This is a genomic window from Flavobacterium ammonificans (genome assembly GCF_020885975.1).
Classification (GTDB): Bacteria; Bacteroidota; Bacteroidia; order Flavobacteriales; family Flavobacteriaceae; genus Flavobacterium; species Flavobacterium ammonificans.
The window spans coordinates 1174411-1194012 of the sequence record NZ_AP025183.1 but is presented as its reverse complement, the minus strand read 5'-3'; the positions used below and the strand labels follow the sequence as shown (position 1 = coordinate 1194012).

Below are 19602 nucleotides of genomic sequence, written 5' to 3'. Positions count from 1 at the left end.
TCTTCAAATCGAAGATTCAACGATTCCAAACAAAATCAATAAAAAAGAGAGTTATAGGGGCTAGGGGTGTGTTAGTGATTTCGGATATACGAGTTACGATTTGCGATATATGGAGTGTTCAGGATTCAGCTCTAAGTGTTCAGGTTGCACTAATTAAATGAACTGTAACAGAGCGAAGCGACTTTCTTATACTATCTTATATGACTTATATGGTTTAAAAATATTCCATTTACGAGGTACAATTCAGAATACCAAATATTGACTTCGAGTCCGGAAGAGTCGGGACAGTCAACAACAAGCAACAGAAAACTAACAACCGACAACCGAAAACAGATAACCGATCCTACTTCCCAAAGAAATCCTTCAATATAATCTCCGTAAACATTCGAGCGCCCTCATCATTCAAATGTCCGCAAGAAGAAAAATACTGGTCTCCTTCAACTGCATTCTCATAATTATGAATTTCAGGATATTTGGATTTCACTCTATCAAAATAATCCATGCCTTTAACATTGGAACACATGGGCGTCATTAAGGCAATCAATTGGATATTATTGGCTTTACAAATCGCTTTTATCTCTTTGTAATAGCGATTATCCAAAGGTTGCATCTTACGAATATCATTTTTCATATTCCCCTTTTTCTTACCGCCCAATGGATGATATCCCAAATTATCTAAATAATTCGTTGGCACTTGACGCCAACTACGGTTCATTTCGCGAAAACCAATTTTAGCATCAAAAGCCAAATAACGGTAAAACGGAATATAATACAACTTCCAGAAATCTTGCTCCACCGAAAAATGATCTTTTATAATTTCAGAATCGTGCAAATAAGGTAAAAATTGAGCGGATATTCCAGCATCGCGGGTTTCGTTAGCCAAATTCATATCGGTTTCCAAAATCAATTTTTTAATTACAAATTTTCGTTCTACCATCAACTTCAATAACAACGAAGCTTCAAACAAATGCGAAGCACTCATGCCATAATTAAAAGTCTTGATTCCTTTTTCTTCAAAGAGTGGCGCCACAAAATGATTATTGGCTCGAGACGAACCTAAAAAAACTACATCGTACTGTTGCGGACTAGCATGATAGACATATTCGATTTTTCCTCTAGTAGACGATTGCTGAAAAATGGTGGTATATCCCCAATCCAATACTACTGCCAAAAATAAGACAGCAATTAGTATAAAGGCGATTAAACGGATGAATTTTTGCATTAAAATTGAAAGTATATAAATTCTTTATAATCAGAAAAAGTACCCAAAGCCAAAATAGCTGCCAAACACAAGACTAATTTTATACCACTGTACTTTCCTGAAATAGGTTCTACTTGAATTCTAGAATTCCACTCTACCACAACAAAAGCAGCAATCAAAAAGAGCAACTCATAATTGTATCGCTGATTTTTAAGAAATTGGGAGGTGAAATGTTGGTCAGTAAAAATCTGCTGAATATACTGCAACGCTTGGCTAATAGAACTCGCTCTAAAAAAAATCCAAGCCAAACAACTCATTAAAAAAGTAGTAAGGATACTTCCAAAAACCCGAACGGAATCCCAATTGCGTTGCAAAACCACCGTCTCCATATTAGAACGGTTTTTATTCAAAAGCAATAAGGGTAAGAAATAAATGGCATTAATCAATCCCCAAGCGATGAAAGTCCAATTGGCACCATGCCAAAAACCACTGACTAAGAAAATTATAAAGGTATTGCGAATTTTCATCCCCATGCCTCCACTACTCCCTCCTAAGGGAATGTATAAATAGTCACGGAACCAAGACGAAAGCGAAATGTGCCAACGGCGCCAAAACTCAGCTATATCTCTTGAAAAATAGGGATAATTGAAATTACGCAAAAGGTCAATCCCGAACAACTTTGACATTCCTAAAGCCATATCCGAATAGCCTGAAAAATCACCATAAATCTGAAAAGCAAAATAGACCGCTCCCAATATCAGCGACAGCGAATTCATCGCCGAATAATTATCAAAAATAGCATTGGCGTAGGTAGCACAAGTATCGGCAATGACCACTTTTTTGACTAATCCCCACAAAAATTGATATACGCCTTCTTTGGCTTTTTCAAAATCAAAATGACGTTTGACTTTTACTTGAGGTAATAAATGAGTGGCTCGTTCAATAGGTCCAGCTACTAACAACGGAAAATAACTTACAAATAGTGAATAATCCACAAAATTCGTTTCGGCCTTGATGCGTTTCAAATAAATATCAATCACATAGGACAAACCGTGAAAGGTGTAAAACGAAATCCCAACAGGCAATACTATATTCAGTAACAATGGACTAGTAGACAACCCAATCCCATTCAACGCTTCGGATAGCGAACTAGCAAAGAAATTATAGTATTTAAATACGCCTAGAAAACCAAGATTAACTCCAATACTCAACCAAAACCAAAACTTTCGTCCCAATTCTGTTTTCCCCTTTTCGATTCGGAGCCCCGTATAATAATCCAGGAAGGTTGAAAATACCAACAAGAACAAAAAACGCCAGTCCCAACAGGAATAAAAATAATAACTCGCTACAATTAATACTGTATTCTGGCTGGCTTTGCTTTTGTTAAAAACAAACCAATACAGCACAAATACGATGGGTAAAAAAACCGCAAAGGACAACGAATTAAAAAACATAAATGTGGGGTGTCGAAATTAAAACCGCGAAATTAAGATATATTCTTTTTACAAACTAATAATATACGATTTACGATATATGAGGGACGATTTAGGAATGTAGCAATTTATAATGTTTGATTTAAGAGAGTGTTCAGGATTCAGCTGTAAGTGTTCAGGTTGTAGTACTTAAATGAACTGTAACAGAGCGAAGCAACTTCTTATACTATCTTATATGACTTATATGGTTTAAAAATATTCGAGGTACGAAGTACGAAGTACGATCCCGACGCTTCGGGACGATTTTCAAACTACAATGCGTTCCCCTCTCGAGAGGGGCTAGGGGTGTGTTATACGATTTATGATATACGAAGTACGATTAAGGGAAGGATCAATTTAAAAAAAAGTGTTCAGGTTGTAGTACTTAAATGTGCTGTAACAGAGCGAAGCGACTTCTTATACTATCTTATATGACTTATATGGTTTAAAATTAATCACAAAGAGCACAAAGTCCTTCGGCAAGCTCAGGATGACAGCTCAAAGACTCACTAAAATATAATAATTGAATAATTTGAAAATGTAACAATTCGTGTAAGTAGCAGTATAAATTCCCCTCTCGAAATCGAAGATTCAACGATTCAAATAAATCAATAAAATTTAGAGTTATAGGGGCTAGGGGTGTGTTTTTTGATTTACGATATATAAGTTACGATTTACGAAGTTGAATCTACACACTTTGGGACAACATTAGATTAATGAAAATGAAACAACGAATGTTGACTTCGACAGCCTCAGCCAACAAGAATAGGCGTTGACTGTCCCGAGTCTTTGGGACTCGAAGTCAACCAACAACAATCAACCAACAACTGACAACCGACTACAACCCTTTGCGTCTTAGCGCATTAGTGGCTATAAACAAAAAATCCCCAAAGAAATATTCTCTAGGGATTCGTATGTTAATAGTAAAATAAGTATTACTTATCTAACACTTCAAAAGTTGAATTCATACTCTTAAACTCAGGAACAATTTTCTTCATTTGAGCTACAATAGCCTCATTGTCATACACCACTGAACCAGAAATCAATTCGATTATATCTTGATGCAGCTCTTCAAACTCTTCTTGTTTTTCTTGAGCAATCATAATCTTATCGTGATGCGTTCGAATGGTTCTTGCTGAATCATTCAATAATTCTTCATATAATTTTTCGCCTGGACGCAATCCTACAATATCAATTTTTATATCTACATCAGGGGTAAATCCAGCAAGCTTAATCATTTTACGAGCTAAATCATAGATCTTAACAGGTTTACCCATATCAAAAATATAAATTTCACCACCATTACCCATAGCTCCAGCTTCTAAAACCAATTGACAAGCTTCTGGAATCGTCATGAAATAACGAATAATATCTTTATGTGTAATCGTAACTGGACCGCCTTCGGCAATTTGTTTGGTAAACAAAGGCACTACTGATCCGTTGGAACCCAATACATTTCCAAAACGTGTCGTTATAAATTTCGTCACAATACCAGTAGCATCTTTAGAGTGCTTCCATTGTAAAGACTGTACATATTTCTCAGCAATACGCTTGCTAGCACCCATTACATTGGATGGATTGACCGCTTTGTCAGTTGAAACCATTACAAATTTCACTACGCCATATTTACAAGATAAATCAGCTAAATTCTTAGTTCCTTTCACATTGGTAATGATAGCCTGAGCTGGATTTTCTTCCATCAAAGGAACATGCTTGTAGGCAGCAGCATGGTAGACAACCTGGGGTTGGTGAGCTGCAAAAACAGCTTCCATGGCTTTTTTACTTCTCACATCGGCAATGACACTGTGCAAAGTACATTTTGTATCTAAGGATTGGGTTTCTAATGTTAATTCATGCAAAGGAGTTTCTGCTTGATCTAACATGATTATGGCTTTAGGTTCAAAACTGAGTACTTGACGTACTATTTCGCTTCCAATGGAACCTGCAGCCCCAGTAATTAAAATTGTTTTATCTTTTAATTGCTTTGAAATGGATTTATCATCAAGAACGATCGGTTTACGCTCCAATAAATCTTCAATTTGGATATTTTTAATCTTTTGAGAAATTTCTTTTTGATTCTCCCAATTGGTAATCAATGGAACAGTAAATACTTTAAAATTATATTCCAAACATTGATCTACAATTACAATTTGTTCTTCTTTTGTTAATGCCTTATCAGCTATAATTATCCCTTCAGCACCAACAGATCGCATCAATGCAGGTAATTTTTTCTTTTGAGCCAAAATAGGCAAATCCAACATTCTTTTAGAAACGTTTTGATTCCGATGATCCACAAAACCAATTACTTTAAAGCGGGCTGGAGTTTCAAAATTTAAAGCATTGGCAACAGAAATGGCATTGGCATCAGTTCCGTAAATAATGGTGCGAACCAATTGATTTTTTGAGTTTTCAGAAAAGTACAATTCAAAAGTACGCTTGACAATAACTCGATATAAAAACAAGCCACAAAATGTAAAAACAGTATTTACAAATAAAGCAGTATTCAAGTAGGCTTTTTCATTAAAATTTAATTCGTAAACCAAATTGAATACTAAAAAGAATACTAAAATTGAAATCTGTGAAAACAATAATTTCACAGCATCTATATAAGAGGAATGACGAATAATTCCAGAATAGGTTCTAAACAACCAAAAAGAAAAGACATTCATTATGAGAAAGAAACTGACTAGTTCTCTCCAATAAGGGGTGAAAATAAATTTCAAACCAGTACCCCTAAAAAGCAAAAAATTAAAAACACAAGCAGCAACTAAAACGGTAAAATCAATTGCCAGGATAATCCATCTTGGTAAATAATTCAAACTGCTGATGCTAAATTTCAAATTTTCTTTAGAAAAATAAGAAACCGAATTATCTTTTTTATTTAACATATATTGGTAATCAAATGACTAGCTTATTCTAAATGTTTTTTTAACAAATACATTTTCATTTCACTCAAAATTAAACAAATAAATGGAATCTAAGACTACTAATTTCTAAATTATTTCAACCTAATCTTACAATTTATTTTTTATCACACCCATAAGGTAGTCACCATATCCAGATTTACGCAATGGCTCTGCTAAAGCCTTTAACTGTTCCGTAGAAATAAATCCTTGTCTCCAAGCGATTTCTTCTATACAACCTACTTTTAATCCCTGACGCTCTTCTAACACTTGTACAAACTGTCCAGCTTGCATCAAACTGGCAAAAGTTCCGGTATCCAACCAAGCAGTTCCACGACTTAATATACCTACTTTCAATTTGCCTTGTCTCAAATATTCCTTGTTAACATCGGTAATCTCATATTCTCCTCGGGCAGAAGGTTGAATATTCTTCGCAATCTCCACCACTGAATTGTCATAAAAATACAAGCCCGGCACGGCATAATTTGATTTGGGCTCCAATGGTTTTTCTTCTATTGAAAGTGCCTTTAAATCGGCATCAAATTCCACTACACCATAACGTTCTGGATCTGAAACATGATAGGCAAATACCACACCACCATCAGGCTTCGTATTGGATTGCAATAATTCTTGCATATGTGCACCAAAAAAGATATTATCTCCTAAAACTAATGCTACCGAATCATTCCCAATAAAATCAGCACCAATTACAAAAGCTTGTGCTAACCCGTTAGGAACAGCTTGTTCGGCATAACTAAATTGGCAACCAATTTGCGATCCATCACCTAATAATTTTTGAAAATTAGGCAAATCATGAGGCGTTGAAATAATCAAAATTTCATGGATTCCCGCCATCATCAAAGTAGATAAGGGGTAATAAATCATCGGCTTGTCATAGACAGGCATCATTTGCTTGCTCATTGCCAAGGTCAAGGGATGCAAACGTGTACCGGATCCTCCGGCGAGTATAATTCCTTTCATAGGTTCTAATTTTACGAATTTTCGCGAATTACGATAATATATCGAATTGCGCGAATTAGTCTAAATTTTTGAGTTAACTATTCTTTTATAGGTTAAGGACGGGGTGCCAAAATTAATCAACATTCCCAACTCCATATTCGTACATTTTAAATAATTTTGCAGTTGAGCATAAAATACCGAAGGTATCTGAGCTACTGCTTTCAATTCCACAATGATGCTATCATAACATACAAAATCAGCTCTATAGTGCTTTTTTAATTGTACCCCTTCATAATACAATTTCAATTGTACTTGTCTTTTGTAGGGAATGTTTTGAATGATAAACTCTTTTTCTAAAACTTCTTCATACACTGCTTCTAGGAATCCAGGACCTAATACCCGATGTACTTTCATACAAGCGCCTATGATAGCATAGCTTTCGTCTTTATAGAGTATTTTGGAGGGGGCATCCATTATAATTCGTGTTAATTCTTTTAATTTGCGTTAATTCGCATCAATTCGTGATCATTCGTTTTTAATTCGCGTATTGCTTTTCATAGTAACTCGCATACGCCCCCGAAGTCACGTTATCCAACCATGTCTGATTGTCCAAATACCAGTTCACAGTACGTTCTAAACCTTCCTCAAAAGTAACCGACGGTTTCCAACCCAACTCTTTATTGATTTTGGTCGCATCAATAGCATAACGTAAATCATGACCTGGACGGTCTTTCACATAAGTAATTAATTGTGCAGAAGTACCTGCTGGGCGTCCTAGTTTGTCGTCCATGATTTGGCATAGTAATTTCACTAAATCAATATTTTGCCATTCGTTAAAACCGCCAATATTATAGGTATCGTGATTCACTCCTTGGTGGAAAACCAAATCAATCGCTACCGCATGGTCTTCTACGAATAACCAATCGCGGGTGTATTTTCCATCACCATAGACTGGCAAAGGCTTGTTGTGAATAATATTATTAATAAACAGCGGAATCAATTTCTCTGGAAAATGAAACGGACCGTAGTTGTTCGAACAATTCGTCAACACATAAGGTAATCCATAGGTCTCACCATAAGCACGAACAAAATGATCCGAACTCGCTTTTGAAGCCGAATAAGGCGAATTGGGGTCATAGGCTGTGGTTTCAGTAAATAACCCTTCGGCACCCAAACTTCCATAAACCTCATCAGTACTAATATGGTAAAAGCGTTTGCCTTCCATCTTGTCTTTCCAAATGGTTTTAGCAGCATTCAATAAATTCATGGTTCCGATGACATTGGTTTTCACAAAGGCCAAAGGATCCGTAATAGAGCGATCTACGTGCGATTCGGCTGCTAGGTGCAAAACTCCTTCAAATTGGTGTTCAGCAAATAAAGCATCAATAAACGGAGCATCAACAATATCTCCTTTTACAAAAGTATAATTAGGCGCCTTTTCAATATCAGCTATGTTCTCTAAATTTCCTGCATAGGTCAAAGCATCCAAATTATAAATATCATAATTCGGATACTGATTCACAAATCGTCTCACTACATGAGATCCAATAAATCCGGCACCACCGGTGATAAGTATTTTTTTCATTCTATTTGTTTTATTGCCACTAAGTCGCTAGGGCACTAAGTTTATAAATACGATTAAGAAATTAGTAAAATTAAATTCTTCTAATTTGTATGAATTCGCATCAATTCGTGTCAATTCGAATCAATTCGTGTCAATTCGTGTTAATTCGTAACAATCCCATACATCTTTCCAAACTCTCTCGATACCCTGGCACCACCACCCCAAAGGTAGTTGCAATTTTGGATTTATCCAATAAGGAATAATGAGGTCGTTGTGCTGGAGTAGGATAATCCGAACTTGGTATACCCGAAATAGCGCAATTAAATCCTCCTAGTTCTTGAATGGCTAAAGCAAATTCATACCAACTAATTTCCCCTTCATTTGAATAATGGTAGATCCCCGCTTGCCAATGCGAATGCGTAATTATGGTTAGAATGGCTTGCGCCAAATCAGCCGCATAGGTGGGGCTTCCAATTTGATCATTCACGACATTCAAGCTATCGCGCTCTTGCATCAACCTACTCATAGTTTTAACAAAATTATTCCCGAAACGAGAATACACCCAGGACGTTCGGATGACTATCGCATTCGAGTTTTCTCGCATACAAGCTTGTTCTCCAGCTAATTTGGTTTGTCCATAGACGTTGATTGGTCCGGTTGGAGCATTTTCGGTCAACGCTGTACTCGAGTTACCATCAAAAACATAATCGGTAGAAACATGAACCAATCGACAATCATGAATTGAACTCCAGTTTGCTAAAACACCCACTGCTTGGTGATTCAATACTTCCGCCAATTCAGTTTCCGTTTCCGCTTGATCCACAGCTGTGTAAGCCGCGCAATTGATAATAATTTGCGGTTGAATTCGATCTAACACATTGGATATCGATGCCAAATCACTCAAGTCCAAAACCGAACGATCGGCAAACACCCATTCAAATTGCGAATAGTGAACTGACAATTCCCTCAATTCAGAACCCAATTGCCCGTTGGAACCTGTTACTAGTATTTTTTTCATTTTTTTTACAAATTGCTCTAATTACACGAATTAAAACGAATTAACCCCATACATTGCTACTTTTTGCTTCGCCTCGGGTCGTGAATAGTAATACGTAATTCACTTTGCTTAAGTCATATCAACTGAACACTTATAGCTGAACACTGAACACTTAGTCCTAAGCATCGAAATCCTAACTCCTAAATTGTATGCCTAAGCAATCAATACAATAACCCAAAATGCCATAAAGGAATTGTATTAAGAAAACCACTTTCTATATCATCTTTTACAACAAAGCCGTTAACTGCTGTTTTGATCTGCTTGTTACTTTTGTTTTTATCTCCAATTTCAAACTCGAATGTGTCAATCGTAAAATCAGCAATTTTAGAAGAGACAATAGGATAACCAACCCGTAGTTGATTCATAAAAAATGTTTCTCTGATATTCCCTTTATTTAGACTTTCTTGGGCTAAGCCAAAGACTAAATTTGTATTATCGAGATACACTTTATCTACTTTTCCTAAACATCTAATTCCGCTAGTTTCAAATCGCAATTGGGTTATCATTCCCGCTTCCTCCATATACAAAAGATAATCGGCAATATTATTTCTACTTATTGCCAACATTTCTGATATTTTACTCATATTTGGCTTAAATGGAACACTATCTGCTACTATTGCCATTAACTGTTTTAACTTTCTTCCTGTTGAAACATTCATAGACGCATAAACAGGAATATCGCTTTCTAGTGTTTGATTAACTACTTGCAATAGTTTCATATCAAAGTCGTGCTCTAATGCAAAAGGATAATAGCCTCTTTTGAGATAATCTAAAAATAAAGGTAATGGATGCGCTAATTGAGGAGTGGCTACCTTGTGAGTTAGAATTTCATCCAATGTAAACTTTGGAATGGCTATCTCATGAAACAATTGTAAATATTCACGAAATGACAACCCTTGCATAGAATAAAGCACCGCTCTTCTACTCAAATCCGAACTTCCTTTTTTAATATCTAATACTGATGATCCCGTAAATACAACCTGTAAATTTTGATGATAATCGTAAATTAGTTTCAATTCGGTAGACCAATCAGGGTATTTATGAATCTCATCAATAATTAAATGTGTACCACCTAATTTAACAAAATCGGAAGCAACATCCAAAAGTCGGTTTTTCGCAAAATAAAAATCTTCTGCAGTAACGTATAACGTATGTTTAAGACTTAGATTATTTTTAATGTGTTGTAAAACTAATGTAGTTTTCCCTATTCCACGTGGCCCGAACAAGCCAATGAGTCTGCTATCCCAATTGATTTGATCGTACATATAACGTGTAAATCCACTATTGATATTGGCAATTAGTCGATTTGAATATTCAAATAATGCTTCCATTTTTTATTTTATTTGAACAAAAATACTAAAATTTGCACTACGATAAATCAAAAAATATAAATATTTGCACTTATGTAGTGCATTTTTAAGAAATATATGAAAGTTTATTTGTTGTATTAATGAATATATACCTAATTTAACAATTAAGATCTACTGTTTTGCAATTGGTACATTGCTTCATTTTTAAATTAAAAAATTTCTTTGCGAACCTCCGTGCTGTCCTCCTGAGCTTAGCGAAGGACTTTTTGCTCTTTGTGGTTGAAACTTAATACTTAAATATCGTAGATCTAACATCGTACATCGTAAATTTCTAAACCATATAAGTCATATAAGAAAATCAAAGAAATCGCTTCGCTTATTTAAGAACAGATAAGTATCAGCTATTAAACTATGTGAATAATAGTGCTACTACTATCTCTTCTTCTTTTTTTTTAAATCTATGTTCCTATGTGGTTAAAAAAAATCAAAATTCATTGTTCCTTGTTGAAAATTCATTATTCTTAAACTGAATATTGAACTACGTTTATGGTAAATAATATAATAATGAATTGTTTCATTTTCAAATTGCTACATTTTCAAATCGTACTTAATATATCTTACTTCGTATATAACAAATCGTACATTTAAAAAACATATAAGTCATATAAGAAAATATAAGAAAAACACTTCGGTTAAGTTAAATCAACTGAACACTTTTAGCCGAACACTGAACACTTTCTATATCGTACCTCGTATATCGTAAATATTAAAACTCGCTATTACATTCCTCAATCCCCGGCAACACCAAATCCTTATCCGACACAATAGCGTCTTTTAAGTCCATGCCCCAGACGACGTTCAAACTGGGATCATCAAAACGAATACCGCCTTCACTGGCTTTATTATAAAACTGATCGCATTTATACATAACGACTGCAGTTTCACTAATCACCGAAAACCCATGGGCAAATCCATGCGGAATCAATAATTGTTTTTTATTCTCTGCCGATAATTTGATAGCAAAATGCTGCCCATAAGTAGGCGATTGCTTTCTAATGTCTACAGCAACATCAATAATTTCCCCTTGTAGTACTCTAACTAATTTGGTCTGAGCAAAAGGCGGATTTTGATAATGCAAACCTCTCAAAGTACCGCGTTTGGAAAACGATTGGTTGTCTTGCACAAAGTCGATGTTAATTCCTTGTGCTGCTAAAGTATTTTGATTGTAGGCCTCAAAAAAATACCCACGAGCATCTTCAAATACGGTGGGATTGATGATTACTAAATCTTGGATGGGTGTAGTTTCTATTGTCATTGTTTTCTGTTATCGGTTGTCTGTCATTGCGAACGTAGTGAAGCAATCTTTAATTTGTCACGAACCTGTCTGCCGCAGGCAGGGACGCTAGGGCGCTATGGCTAGTAATTGCGAACGTAGTGAAGCAATCTGTTCCTATCGCAAATTGTTACATTTTCAAATTTTCAAATTGCTACATTTTCAAATCGTACTTCGCATATCTAATATCGTATATTCCTAAACCATATAAGTCATATAAGTAAATATAAGAAATTCCTTTCGAATAAAATTCAACATTCCCTGTTCCTTGTTCAAAATTCGTTATTGATTTTTAGAGAATTATTGATCTTGAATTTGTAAATTTAAACTTTGTACTTCTAACTAAATAAGTCGTAGTTCGTAAATCGTCCCGAAGCGTCGGGATCGTATATCGAAAAACACACCCCTAGCCCCTCTCGAGAGGGGAACGTCTCGCACTAGATAGACGAATTGTTCCATTTTCAAATTTTCAAATTGCTACATTTTCAAATCCCAAATCGCACTTCTTATATCGTATATCGTAAATCTAACTTTGAACCATTCTATCCCCAGAACCTTTACCCAATACCGTAGCAATAATGTAATAAAAATACTTCACGACTGTCAATTGATTCGTCATTCTCGCATCGGTTTCGGCTAGTAGTTGTGGTGTAGACATGTCTATTTTATTGATTTGTGATAAACCCGTAATTCCAGGAACTACTTGATACACTCCCCTGTTATCACGCTCTTGAATCAATTCTTTTTGGTTGAATAAATTCGGTCTTGGTCCTACTAAACTCATATCGCCTAGTAATACATTCCACAATTGGGGTAACTCATCTAGTTTGGATTTGCGCAAAAAAGAACCGTATTTAGTTACCGCACTATAATTCGCTAAATGAGTCGCTACTGATTTCGTATTCACATGCATGGAACGAAATTTATAGAGGTTAAATGGCTGCTTATTTTTCCCCACACGTTCCTGACAAAAAATGGGAGAACCTGTATCAAAAAAACCAATAATTATCAATACTAAAATTATTGGACTTAACAGTACTAGCCCAATTAAAGAAAAAATAAAATCAAAAAATCGAATCATTTGTTTATGATGTTATGTGGTTATAAGGTTATGAGTTAATAAGATGTTCGATAACCTGTACTTTAGTCCAATCCGAATACTTACCGCTGAACACTGAAGACTTTCTATATCGTAAATCTTCCCGAAGCGTAGGGATCTAATATCTTAAATTTTTAAACCATATAAGTCATATAAGAAAATTGAAGAAGACGCTTCGCTCTATTATAGAAAAATTAAGTCAAATTAACTGATCACTTTCAGCTGAACACTGAACACTTCCTATATCGTATATCGTACTTCGTACTTTAAATAACACACCCCTAGCCCCTCTCCAGAGGGGAACGTCTCGCACCAGATAGACGAATTGTTACATTTTCAAATTGCTACATTATCAAATTGTACTTCGCATATCTAATATCGTATATCGTAAATTAAAAACACACCCCTAGCCCCTCTCGAGAGGGGAACGTGTAGTGTAACTTACACGAATTGTTACATTTTCAAATTCCTACATTTTTAGTGAATCTTAGTGCTCTCTTCCTGAGCTAGGCGAAGGACTTTGTGATCTTTGTGGTTAAAAATTTTAAACCATATAAGTCATATAAGAAAATCGAAGAAGTCGCTTCGCTTTATTAAAGAAAATTAAGTCCAATTATCTGATCACTTTCAGCTGAACACTGAACACTTCCTATATCGTAAATCGTTCCTCGTACTTTAAATAACACACCCCTAGCCCCTCTCGAGAGGGGAACGTCTAGCTCTAGTTAGACGAATTGTTATATTTTCAAATTGCTACATTTTTAGTGAAACTTTGAGCTATCATCCTGAGCTTAGCGAAGGACTTTGTGCTCTTTGTGGTTAAATAAATTTGAACCATATAAGTCATATAAGGAAATATAAGGAATCTGATCACTTTCAGATGATTCCCGAACACTCCCTATATCGCAACTCGTATATCCAATATCGTACCTCGTATATCAACTCATCTTCCAAAATCATCCTGCATCCGCACAATATCATCTTCATCAGAAGGATGATTAGCATCTGTATGTTGCCAAATCTCCGCAATTATAGCATAATCGTCCAACCCAATTAAACGGTGACGCTCTCCTTGTTGCAAAGTAATGGTGTCTCCAATGTTTAAAATTTCCAACTCCCCTTCTGTATCGGTAGCACTTCGTTTAACACCAGCTTGACCTTCAATGACACGCCATATCTCGGCTCTACGATGATGGTATTGCCATGACAATCTTTTATTAGGTGCTACCACTAGAATCTTTGGACTCAATGCCCCTCCTATTTTTAGGGTAGATACATCCAAGCCATCAAAATACTGATTCGCAAATTGTTGGGCTTGCTCTTCAGCAATAACAAAAAAACCACCCCAAGGACGATTATCTTTTGAAATGACCTTTAAGGAACACGAGTCTAACTCTTTTTGTATTTTTTCAAAAATCATTAATTAAAAGATTTAATCGTTTTGGTTAACCCTTCTTTTGCTGAAACGGGTAATTTTTCAATTCCCAAAGCGGCTTTTATTTTAGTGTTAGATACCACAAAATTTTCAGTCAATTTATCTAAGCGCTCAGTGTTTAAGGGCAAATGGAATACATCCCCAATTGTAGCAATTGTATTAATTATTTTTTTAGAAATAGATAGAATTCTTACCTTTTTATTTGTTGTAGCACCAATTATTTCAATCAATTCATTAGTTGATACAGTTTCATCATCTGCTAAATTGTAAACTCCAGAAGGAATATCTTCTCGTCCTAATATTTGATGAATTACATAGCAAACATTATCAATACTACAAAAAGAACGTTGATTTTGAAAAGCACCCAAAGGCCATGGAATACCTTTACGAACTAATTGATACAACAAATTTAGATTGCCTTTGTTACCTGGACCATGAATCATTGAAGGACGAATAATAAATACACGCTTTCCCTTTGGCAACGTTTTATTCAATATATATTGCTCTGCTAATTGTTTTGATTGACCATAAGCTGTTTTTGGAGTAGGAACTATTTCCTCTGAAACAACAGCTTCTGATTTATCTGTTACTGCTTTTACGCTACTGAAAAAAATAAAATCTCGACAGTTGCTTGCTAGAAAAAAATCAAACAATTCTTGAGTTAATTTTGTGTTTATCTTAAAATACTCCTCAGGATTAGAACTATTTTTAAGATCATGAGCTTTACCAGCAAGATGTATTATAGCGCTGGCTTCTGTATTTATTTCTGATTTCCAATTGAGATTTCTGAGATTAGATGCTGTAATTTCTATATTTGCATCTAAAAAATATTCAAATAGATTAGATCCTACAAAACCTGTAACTCCTGTGATGATTATATTTGATTTTTTTTTCATCAAATCTTTTCAAATAAATCTACATACTTTTCAATTACTTTCTCTTTAGTATAAAAATTTTGAATTTCATTATATCCATTCTGTCCTAATTCAAATTGTTTATTCTTGTCACTAGCTAATGAAATAATAGATTCAACAAAACTGTCATTACTATTATCGGAAATAAGGACTGAACAATTTTTACCTGAAAGAAAGTTAAAGAGAGGGGTGTTTTCACCAGTTAAAATAATCATTGGTTTTGCACAAGCCATAATTGTATACACTTTTGATGGAAATCCTTCTTGTTCCATTTCTTTACTAATGGAAATAAAATGAATATCCGCAAAAGAATTAATAGCAGGCATTAAATTTCTATTTTGGTATGGAAGTATTTTAATATTACTTAATTTTTCTTCTTTAACCCTATTCATTAAATACTCTTTTCTAACTCCTTCTCCTATTATCCAAAATTCAATATTAGCATTTAACAACTTTTTAGCAGCATAAAAAATAGGTTCCCAATCTTGAAAGAAACCAATATTTCCAGCATATAGTAACTTTAGCTTGGATAAATCATTTGTAAATACCAAAGGTAGAGTTTCTTTAGTTTCTGGTTTATATAATTCAGTGTCTACAAAATTTGGAATAATATTTAATTTTTGTATATTTTTAAATCGATTTTTTATTTGATTATAGAACAGCTGGTCTATTGTAATTACAGCATTCGAATTATTATAAACAAATTTCTCAAGCCATTTTAAAATGTTAATAATTAGTTTTGATTTTAGTCCACCTTGATTAATTAATAAGTCTGGATAAATTTCTTGTACATTGTATACAATTTTAGCTTTCTTAATTTTTGCAATTAAAATAGACACAAACCCAATACTTAATGGTGGAGAGGGACTTAAAATAAAGTCGATTTTATTTATTGACAATCCAATAAAGAATGAAAACAAATGCCAATATATAAACGATAGTATTCTAAGTGTTGTACTCTTATATTTTTTTAAGGGAACGTGAATAACTCTAATCTCATTAAAACTACTCTCATAAAAAAGCCCCATTAATTTGGGACGTAAAGGTTGCTTTGCAGAGTCTTCTATTACTATATTATAATGCGGCGTAGTGGTTAATACGACTACTTCATATCCATTTTTCTTAAATCCAAGCGCTATATCATTATATAGATAAGCCGTTGAGACACCATCGGGACTAAAAACAATAGAGTGTATTAGTATTTTTCTATTTATCATTCGCTCCAAACTGTCCTTTTGATATAATCGGTATAACTTAAAATGATACGTACCATTTTATCTGAAACATTGGGCATAGAATAATCGGCTACTGGTCTAAAATTGCGTTCAACACCTCTTTTTTGAGATTGTAATTGCACTAAACCTTGCATGATTCGTTCTGGGTTTAAACCTACCATCATTACCGAAGCTTCTTCCATTGCCTCTGGCCTTTCATGAGCTTCACGTATATTTAGTGCCGGAAAGTTTAGTGTAGAAGATTCTTCTGAAATAGTCCCGCTATCAGACAAGACCGCATAAGATTTCATTTGCAATGCATTATAGTCATTAAAGCCCATTGGTTTTAAAAACTGTACTTTTGGATGCATTTTAATCTGTTTTGAATCTATCATGTTACGCGTTCTTGGATGCGTACTGACAATAATTGGATAATCGTATTTTTCAGCGATTAGATTCAAACTGTCCATTAAACCTTTGAAATTTTTTTCGCTGTTGATATTTTCCTCTCTATGCGCCGAAACCACCAAGAATTTATTCTCTTCTAAATTTAATTTCGAAAGTATTTCTGACTTATTGATTTCAGGTAGATAATGATGTAATACTTCATACATTGGAGATCCCGTTTTAATGATTCGATCAGCTGGCAATCCCTCTCGCAACAAATATTCTCTGGCAATTGAACTATAGGTTAGGTTAATATCCGAAACATGATCTACAATTTTTCGATTAGTTTCTTCAGGTACTCGCTGATCAAAACAGCGGTTTCCTGCTTCCATATGAAAAATTGGAATATGACGTTTTTTAGCAGGTATCGCACACAAACAACTATTAGTATCACCTAAAACTAAAAAAGCATCTGGTTTTTCATTAGCTAACAATGGATCTATTTTTATCAAGATTTGACCAACAGTCTCAGTTGCTGTTGCACCTGCTGCATTTAAAAAGAAATCAGGTTTACGTATCCCTAAATCGTCAAAAAAAATTTGATTCAATTCGTAATCGTAGTTTTGACCGGTATGCACAATAATATGTTCAATAGCCTCAGACTCATCTAAAGCTGCCATTACTCTTGACAGGCGAATTATCTCGGGACGAGTCCCCACCACAGTCATTACTTTAAGTTTTTCTTTCATTATTTATATTTTTAGGAGCCAAGGTAAAAGTAAAAAGAACCAAGGCTTTAAAACTTATTTAGTATTATTTATTATTGCTGCAAGTATATTTTTAATTTCTTTACTTTCTTGTAACAAATTATCCAATTTACTATTCTCTATTTCACCGAGTGCTTTAATAACTCGTAACCAATAATTCAACTCACGTGCTTCTTTTAATGCAATTCTAACTTTGTTTTTAAAATCTGCTTTAGAAGACCCCGCTTGTGATTCTTCATAATTTGCACCAACAGATGTTGCTGATTTACCAAGTTGATATCTAATTATTGAATATTCAGAATCTTTGGGTAAATTTCGGATCAATTTTAATGTTTCAACCCCAAAATTAAAAGTTCTTTCTAATAAATTATTAGGCTTCATGTTTTTTACTTTTAACTTTCAACTTGGCTCTTAATTCTTTTGCCTTGGTGCTTGATTAAAACTAAACATTCTCAAAATAAGTATCTGGATCATTAGGATCGTAAAACTCATTGATCCAAAAATTGGTATACAATACCTCATCCCCTATATTTTTAATATTATGGGTGTACCAAATAGGCATATCCACATAGGAAGGATTTTCCCCATCTAAATAAAAATCTAAAACTTCATTAGTACCAATACGTCTTAACTGAATCAAGGCTTTTCCTTTGATTACCGCAAAGCGTTCAATTTTACGGGTATGATAATGATTCCCTCTGGTAATTCCTGGAACAGTTGTGGAAAAAGAAACCTGTCCTCCCACTCCTAAACGGATAATTTCTACAAATGAGCCTCTTTCATCTGTATGTTCTAAAAAAGATACGGGAAAATGGTTTTTGATGTCCATATAACAACGAAAGGTATTGAACAAATTTAATTCAAAAGTAGTATCAATAGAAGGAATAATTCCCTTTTCTTGATATTCTGATTTGTATTTTTCTAATAAACCCAATAATTGAGACACCTTCGCAGTAGCTGTATGCGGAACTACCTTTTCAGCTTGACTTTTAGCAGTCTTAATTTCAGACATTATTGCATCAACGAGTTCCCCTACGTAAATTAACTTCAATTCCCCATCAACTGCTATAGTTGGTGTTTCATTATGAGTTAATTGATGGCAAAAAGTAGCAATAACAGAATTGTAATTAGGATGTCCAAATGGCCCGAATACATTGGGAATAATTAAACCAGTAAATTTTCCGCCTGAATCTTGTGCCCAATTGAATAACAATTTTCTACCCTCTTTTTTTGATCTACCATATTCATTTTCCCTTTCCTCTTGAGTAGAGGAAGAAAAAATTACGTGTGCATTACTTTGAGTAGATACCAATGCATCTGCTAATTTTTGAGCTAATTCAATATTAGTATCAAAAATGACTTGTGGGTCATTATGCCTGTTCATGGCAGCCAAATGTACAATTACATCACATTGAGATACAAAATGTTCCATTTGTTTCGGATTTGAAAAAAAATCTCTATTAAATGGAACTCTTTCAAACTTCTCAGGATGCAATCCAAGGGTATTATACAAATGTGTCCCAACAAATCCCGCCTGTCCTGTTATTCCTATTTTTAACATTTATTCTATTGTAAAGTAGTCCGTTGGGTATCGAAATTCATCATTAAGTTTTCCTAAGTGATAATCCGACATAACTACTAATTTTGATTTTTCTTCTAATGCTTGTATACTGCTAATGTACCCTGCCGGAATATATAATATGTCTAGTTTTTCTGAATGTAAATGATATTCTATTCGTGGTAAGTTTTCGCTTGGTGTGTCCCAATTATCTATAGCAATCAATTGTATTTTGAAACGACCCTGAACAGCACTAAACCAGCGTTGTTCCGCTTTATGTCCTTGCCAAGCTCTTACAAAATCAACCGAATGATTTTCTATAACATACATTCTTTTTATACAAGTAGTATCGAAATCATTATTGTAAAACAATTGACCTCTTTCGTCTTGATGGCAATTACCAGAAATTAAAGTGGGCTTCATCCTGT

Annotated in this window: 17 protein-coding genes; all 17 read right to left on the bottom strand. The window is 34.4% G+C overall.

The window, feature by feature from the left end:
• Positions 1-343 precede the first annotated feature (343 nt).
• Positions 344-1222 carry a hypothetical protein gene (locus tag LPC23_RS05290; protein ID WP_229328653.1) on the bottom strand — a complete coding sequence of 293 codons (879 nt, stop codon included), beginning with the start codon at positions 1220-1222 and terminating at the stop codon, positions 344-346.
• Entirely contained in the window at positions 1222-2655 is a 1434-nt protein-coding gene (locus tag LPC23_RS05285; protein WP_229328650.1) for an MBOAT family O-acyltransferase, read from the bottom strand. The genes LPC23_RS05290 and LPC23_RS05285 overlap by 1 nt, the downstream gene beginning before the upstream one ends.
• Positions 2656-3608: 953 nt before the next feature.
• Positions 3609-5561 (bottom strand): polysaccharide biosynthesis protein, encoded by a 1953-nt coding sequence (locus tag LPC23_RS05280; RefSeq protein ID WP_229328648.1) that lies wholly within the window; start codon positions 5559-5561, stop codon positions 3609-3611.
• A 126-nt stretch (positions 5562-5687) separates the two neighbouring features.
• Positions 5688-6557 carry a glucose-1-phosphate thymidylyltransferase RfbA gene (gene rfbA / locus LPC23_RS05275; RefSeq protein WP_229328645.1) on the bottom strand — a complete coding sequence of 290 codons (870 nt, stop codon included), beginning with the start codon at positions 6555-6557 and terminating at the stop codon, positions 5688-5690.
• 60 nt (positions 6558-6617) lie between these two features.
• Entirely contained in the window at positions 6618-7010 is a 393-nt protein-coding gene (locus LPC23_RS05270; protein WP_229328643.1) for a GxxExxY protein, read from the bottom strand.
• Between the two features lie 61 nt (positions 7011-7071).
• Entirely contained in the window at positions 7072-8121 is a 1050-nt protein-coding gene (gene rfbB / locus LPC23_RS05265) for a dTDP-glucose 4,6-dehydratase (protein ID WP_229328641.1), read from the bottom strand.
• Positions 8122-8251: 130 nt separating this feature from the next.
• Positions 8252-9118 (bottom strand): dTDP-4-dehydrorhamnose reductase, encoded by an 867-nt coding sequence (rfbD, locus tag LPC23_RS05260; RefSeq protein ID WP_229328639.1) that lies wholly within the window; start codon positions 9116-9118, stop codon positions 8252-8254.
• A 200-nt stretch (positions 9119-9318) separates the two neighbouring features.
• On the bottom strand, positions 9319-10488 hold the full coding sequence (locus LPC23_RS05255) for an ATP-binding protein (RefSeq protein ID WP_229328637.1): 1170 nt from the start codon (positions 10486-10488) through the stop codon (positions 9319-9321).
• 745 nt (positions 10489-11233) lie between these two features.
• Positions 11234-11782, bottom strand: coding sequence for a dTDP-4-dehydrorhamnose 3,5-epimerase (gene rfbC, locus LPC23_RS05250; RefSeq protein ID WP_229328635.1), 549 nt, complete (start codon positions 11780-11782; stop codon positions 11234-11236).
• A gap of 544 nt (positions 11783-12326) precedes the next feature.
• The gene (locus LPC23_RS05245; RefSeq protein ID WP_229328633.1) at positions 12327-12881 is read right to left on the bottom strand and encodes a sugar transferase; all 555 of its coding nucleotides are present in this window, start codon (positions 12879-12881) and stop codon (positions 12327-12329) included.
• 961 nt (positions 12882-13842) lie between these two features.
• Positions 13843-14319: a cupin domain-containing protein gene (locus LPC23_RS05240; protein WP_229328631.1), complete on the bottom strand. Its 477-nt coding sequence runs from the start codon at positions 14317-14319 to the stop codon at positions 13843-13845.
• On the bottom strand, positions 14319-15230 hold the full coding sequence (locus LPC23_RS05235) for an NAD-dependent epimerase/dehydratase family protein (protein WP_229328629.1): 912 nt from the start codon (positions 15228-15230) through the stop codon (positions 14319-14321). The genes LPC23_RS05240 and LPC23_RS05235 overlap by 1 nt, the downstream gene beginning before the upstream one ends.
• The gene (locus LPC23_RS05230) at positions 15230-16465 is read right to left on the bottom strand and encodes a glycosyltransferase family 4 protein (protein WP_229331576.1); all 1236 of its coding nucleotides are present in this window, start codon (positions 16463-16465) and stop codon (positions 15230-15232) included. Before LPC23_RS05230 ends, LPC23_RS05235 begins: the two co-directional genes overlap by 1 nt.
• Entirely contained in the window at positions 16462-17598 is a 1137-nt protein-coding gene (wecB, locus tag LPC23_RS05225) for a non-hydrolyzing UDP-N-acetylglucosamine 2-epimerase (protein WP_229328627.1), read from the bottom strand. Before wecB ends, LPC23_RS05230 begins: the two co-directional genes overlap by 4 nt.
• A gap of 54 nt (positions 17599-17652) precedes the next feature.
• Positions 17653-17997 (bottom strand): four helix bundle protein, encoded by a 345-nt coding sequence (locus LPC23_RS05220; RefSeq protein WP_229328625.1) that lies wholly within the window; start codon positions 17995-17997, stop codon positions 17653-17655.
• 61 nt (positions 17998-18058) lie between these two features.
• Entirely contained in the window at positions 18059-19177 is a 1119-nt protein-coding gene (locus tag LPC23_RS05215) for a polysaccharide biosynthesis C-terminal domain-containing protein (RefSeq protein WP_229328623.1), read from the bottom strand.
• Positions 19178-19597: a WxcM-like domain-containing protein gene (locus LPC23_RS05210; protein WP_229328620.1), complete on the bottom strand. Its 420-nt coding sequence runs from the start codon at positions 19595-19597 to the stop codon at positions 19178-19180.
• Between the last annotated feature and the right edge of the window lie 5 nt (positions 19598-19602).

What these genes read in the sequence shown, in the direction of transcription:
- rfbB (WP_229328641.1), bottom strand. Translation starts at nt 8,121, where the DNA reads ATGAAAAAAATACTTATCACCGGTGGTGCCGGATTTATTGGATCTCAT.
- LPC23_RS05210 (WP_229328620.1), bottom strand. Translation starts at nt 19,597, where the DNA reads ATGAAGCCCACTTTAATTTCTGGTAATTGCCATCAAGACGAAAGAGGT.
- LPC23_RS05235 (WP_229328629.1), bottom strand. Translation starts at nt 15,230, where the DNA reads ATGAAAAAAAAATCAAATATAATCATCACAGGAGTTACAGGTTTTGTA.
- LPC23_RS05220 (WP_229328625.1), bottom strand. Translation starts at nt 17,997, where the DNA reads ATGAAGCCTAATAATTTATTAGAAAGAACTTTTAATTTTGGGGTTGAA.
- LPC23_RS05270 (WP_229328643.1), bottom strand. Translation starts at nt 7,010, where the DNA reads ATGGATGCCCCCTCCAAAATACTCTATAAAGACGAAAGCTATGCTATC.
- LPC23_RS05240 (WP_229328631.1), bottom strand. Translation starts at nt 14,319, where the DNA reads ATGATTTTTGAAAAAATACAAAAAGAGTTAGACTCGTGTTCCTTAAAG.
- LPC23_RS05215 (WP_229328623.1), bottom strand. Translation starts at nt 19,177, where the DNA reads ATGTTAAAAATAGGAATAACAGGACAGGCGGGATTTGTTGGGACACAT.
- LPC23_RS05290 (WP_229328653.1), bottom strand. Translation starts at nt 1,222, where the DNA reads ATGCAAAAATTCATCCGTTTAATCGCCTTTATACTAATTGCTGTCTTA.
- LPC23_RS05245 (WP_229328633.1), bottom strand. Translation starts at nt 12,881, where the DNA reads ATGATTCGATTTTTTGATTTTATTTTTTCTTTAATTGGGCTAGTACTG.
- rfbD (WP_229328639.1), bottom strand. Translation starts at nt 9,118, where the DNA reads ATGAAAAAAATACTAGTAACAGGTTCCAACGGGCAATTGGGTTCTGAA.
- rfbA (WP_229328645.1), bottom strand. Translation starts at nt 6,557, where the DNA reads ATGAAAGGAATTATACTCGCCGGAGGATCCGGTACACGTTTGCATCCC.
- LPC23_RS05285 (WP_229328650.1), bottom strand. Translation starts at nt 2,655, where the DNA reads ATGTTTTTTAATTCGTTGTCCTTTGCGGTTTTTTTACCCATCGTATTT.
- LPC23_RS05230 (WP_229331576.1), bottom strand. Translation starts at nt 16,465, where the DNA reads ATGATAAATAGAAAAATACTAATACACTCTATTGTTTTTAGTCCCGAT.
- rfbC (WP_229328635.1), bottom strand. Translation starts at nt 11,782, where the DNA reads ATGACAATAGAAACTACACCCATCCAAGATTTAGTAATCATCAATCCC.
- wecB (WP_229328627.1), bottom strand. Translation starts at nt 17,598, where the DNA reads ATGAAAGAAAAACTTAAAGTAATGACTGTGGTGGGGACTCGTCCCGAG.
- LPC23_RS05255 (WP_229328637.1), bottom strand. Translation starts at nt 10,488, where the DNA reads ATGGAAGCATTATTTGAATATTCAAATCGACTAATTGCCAATATCAAT.
- LPC23_RS05280 (WP_229328648.1), bottom strand. Translation starts at nt 5,561, where the DNA reads ATGTTAAATAAAAAAGATAATTCGGTTTCTTATTTTTCTAAAGAAAAT.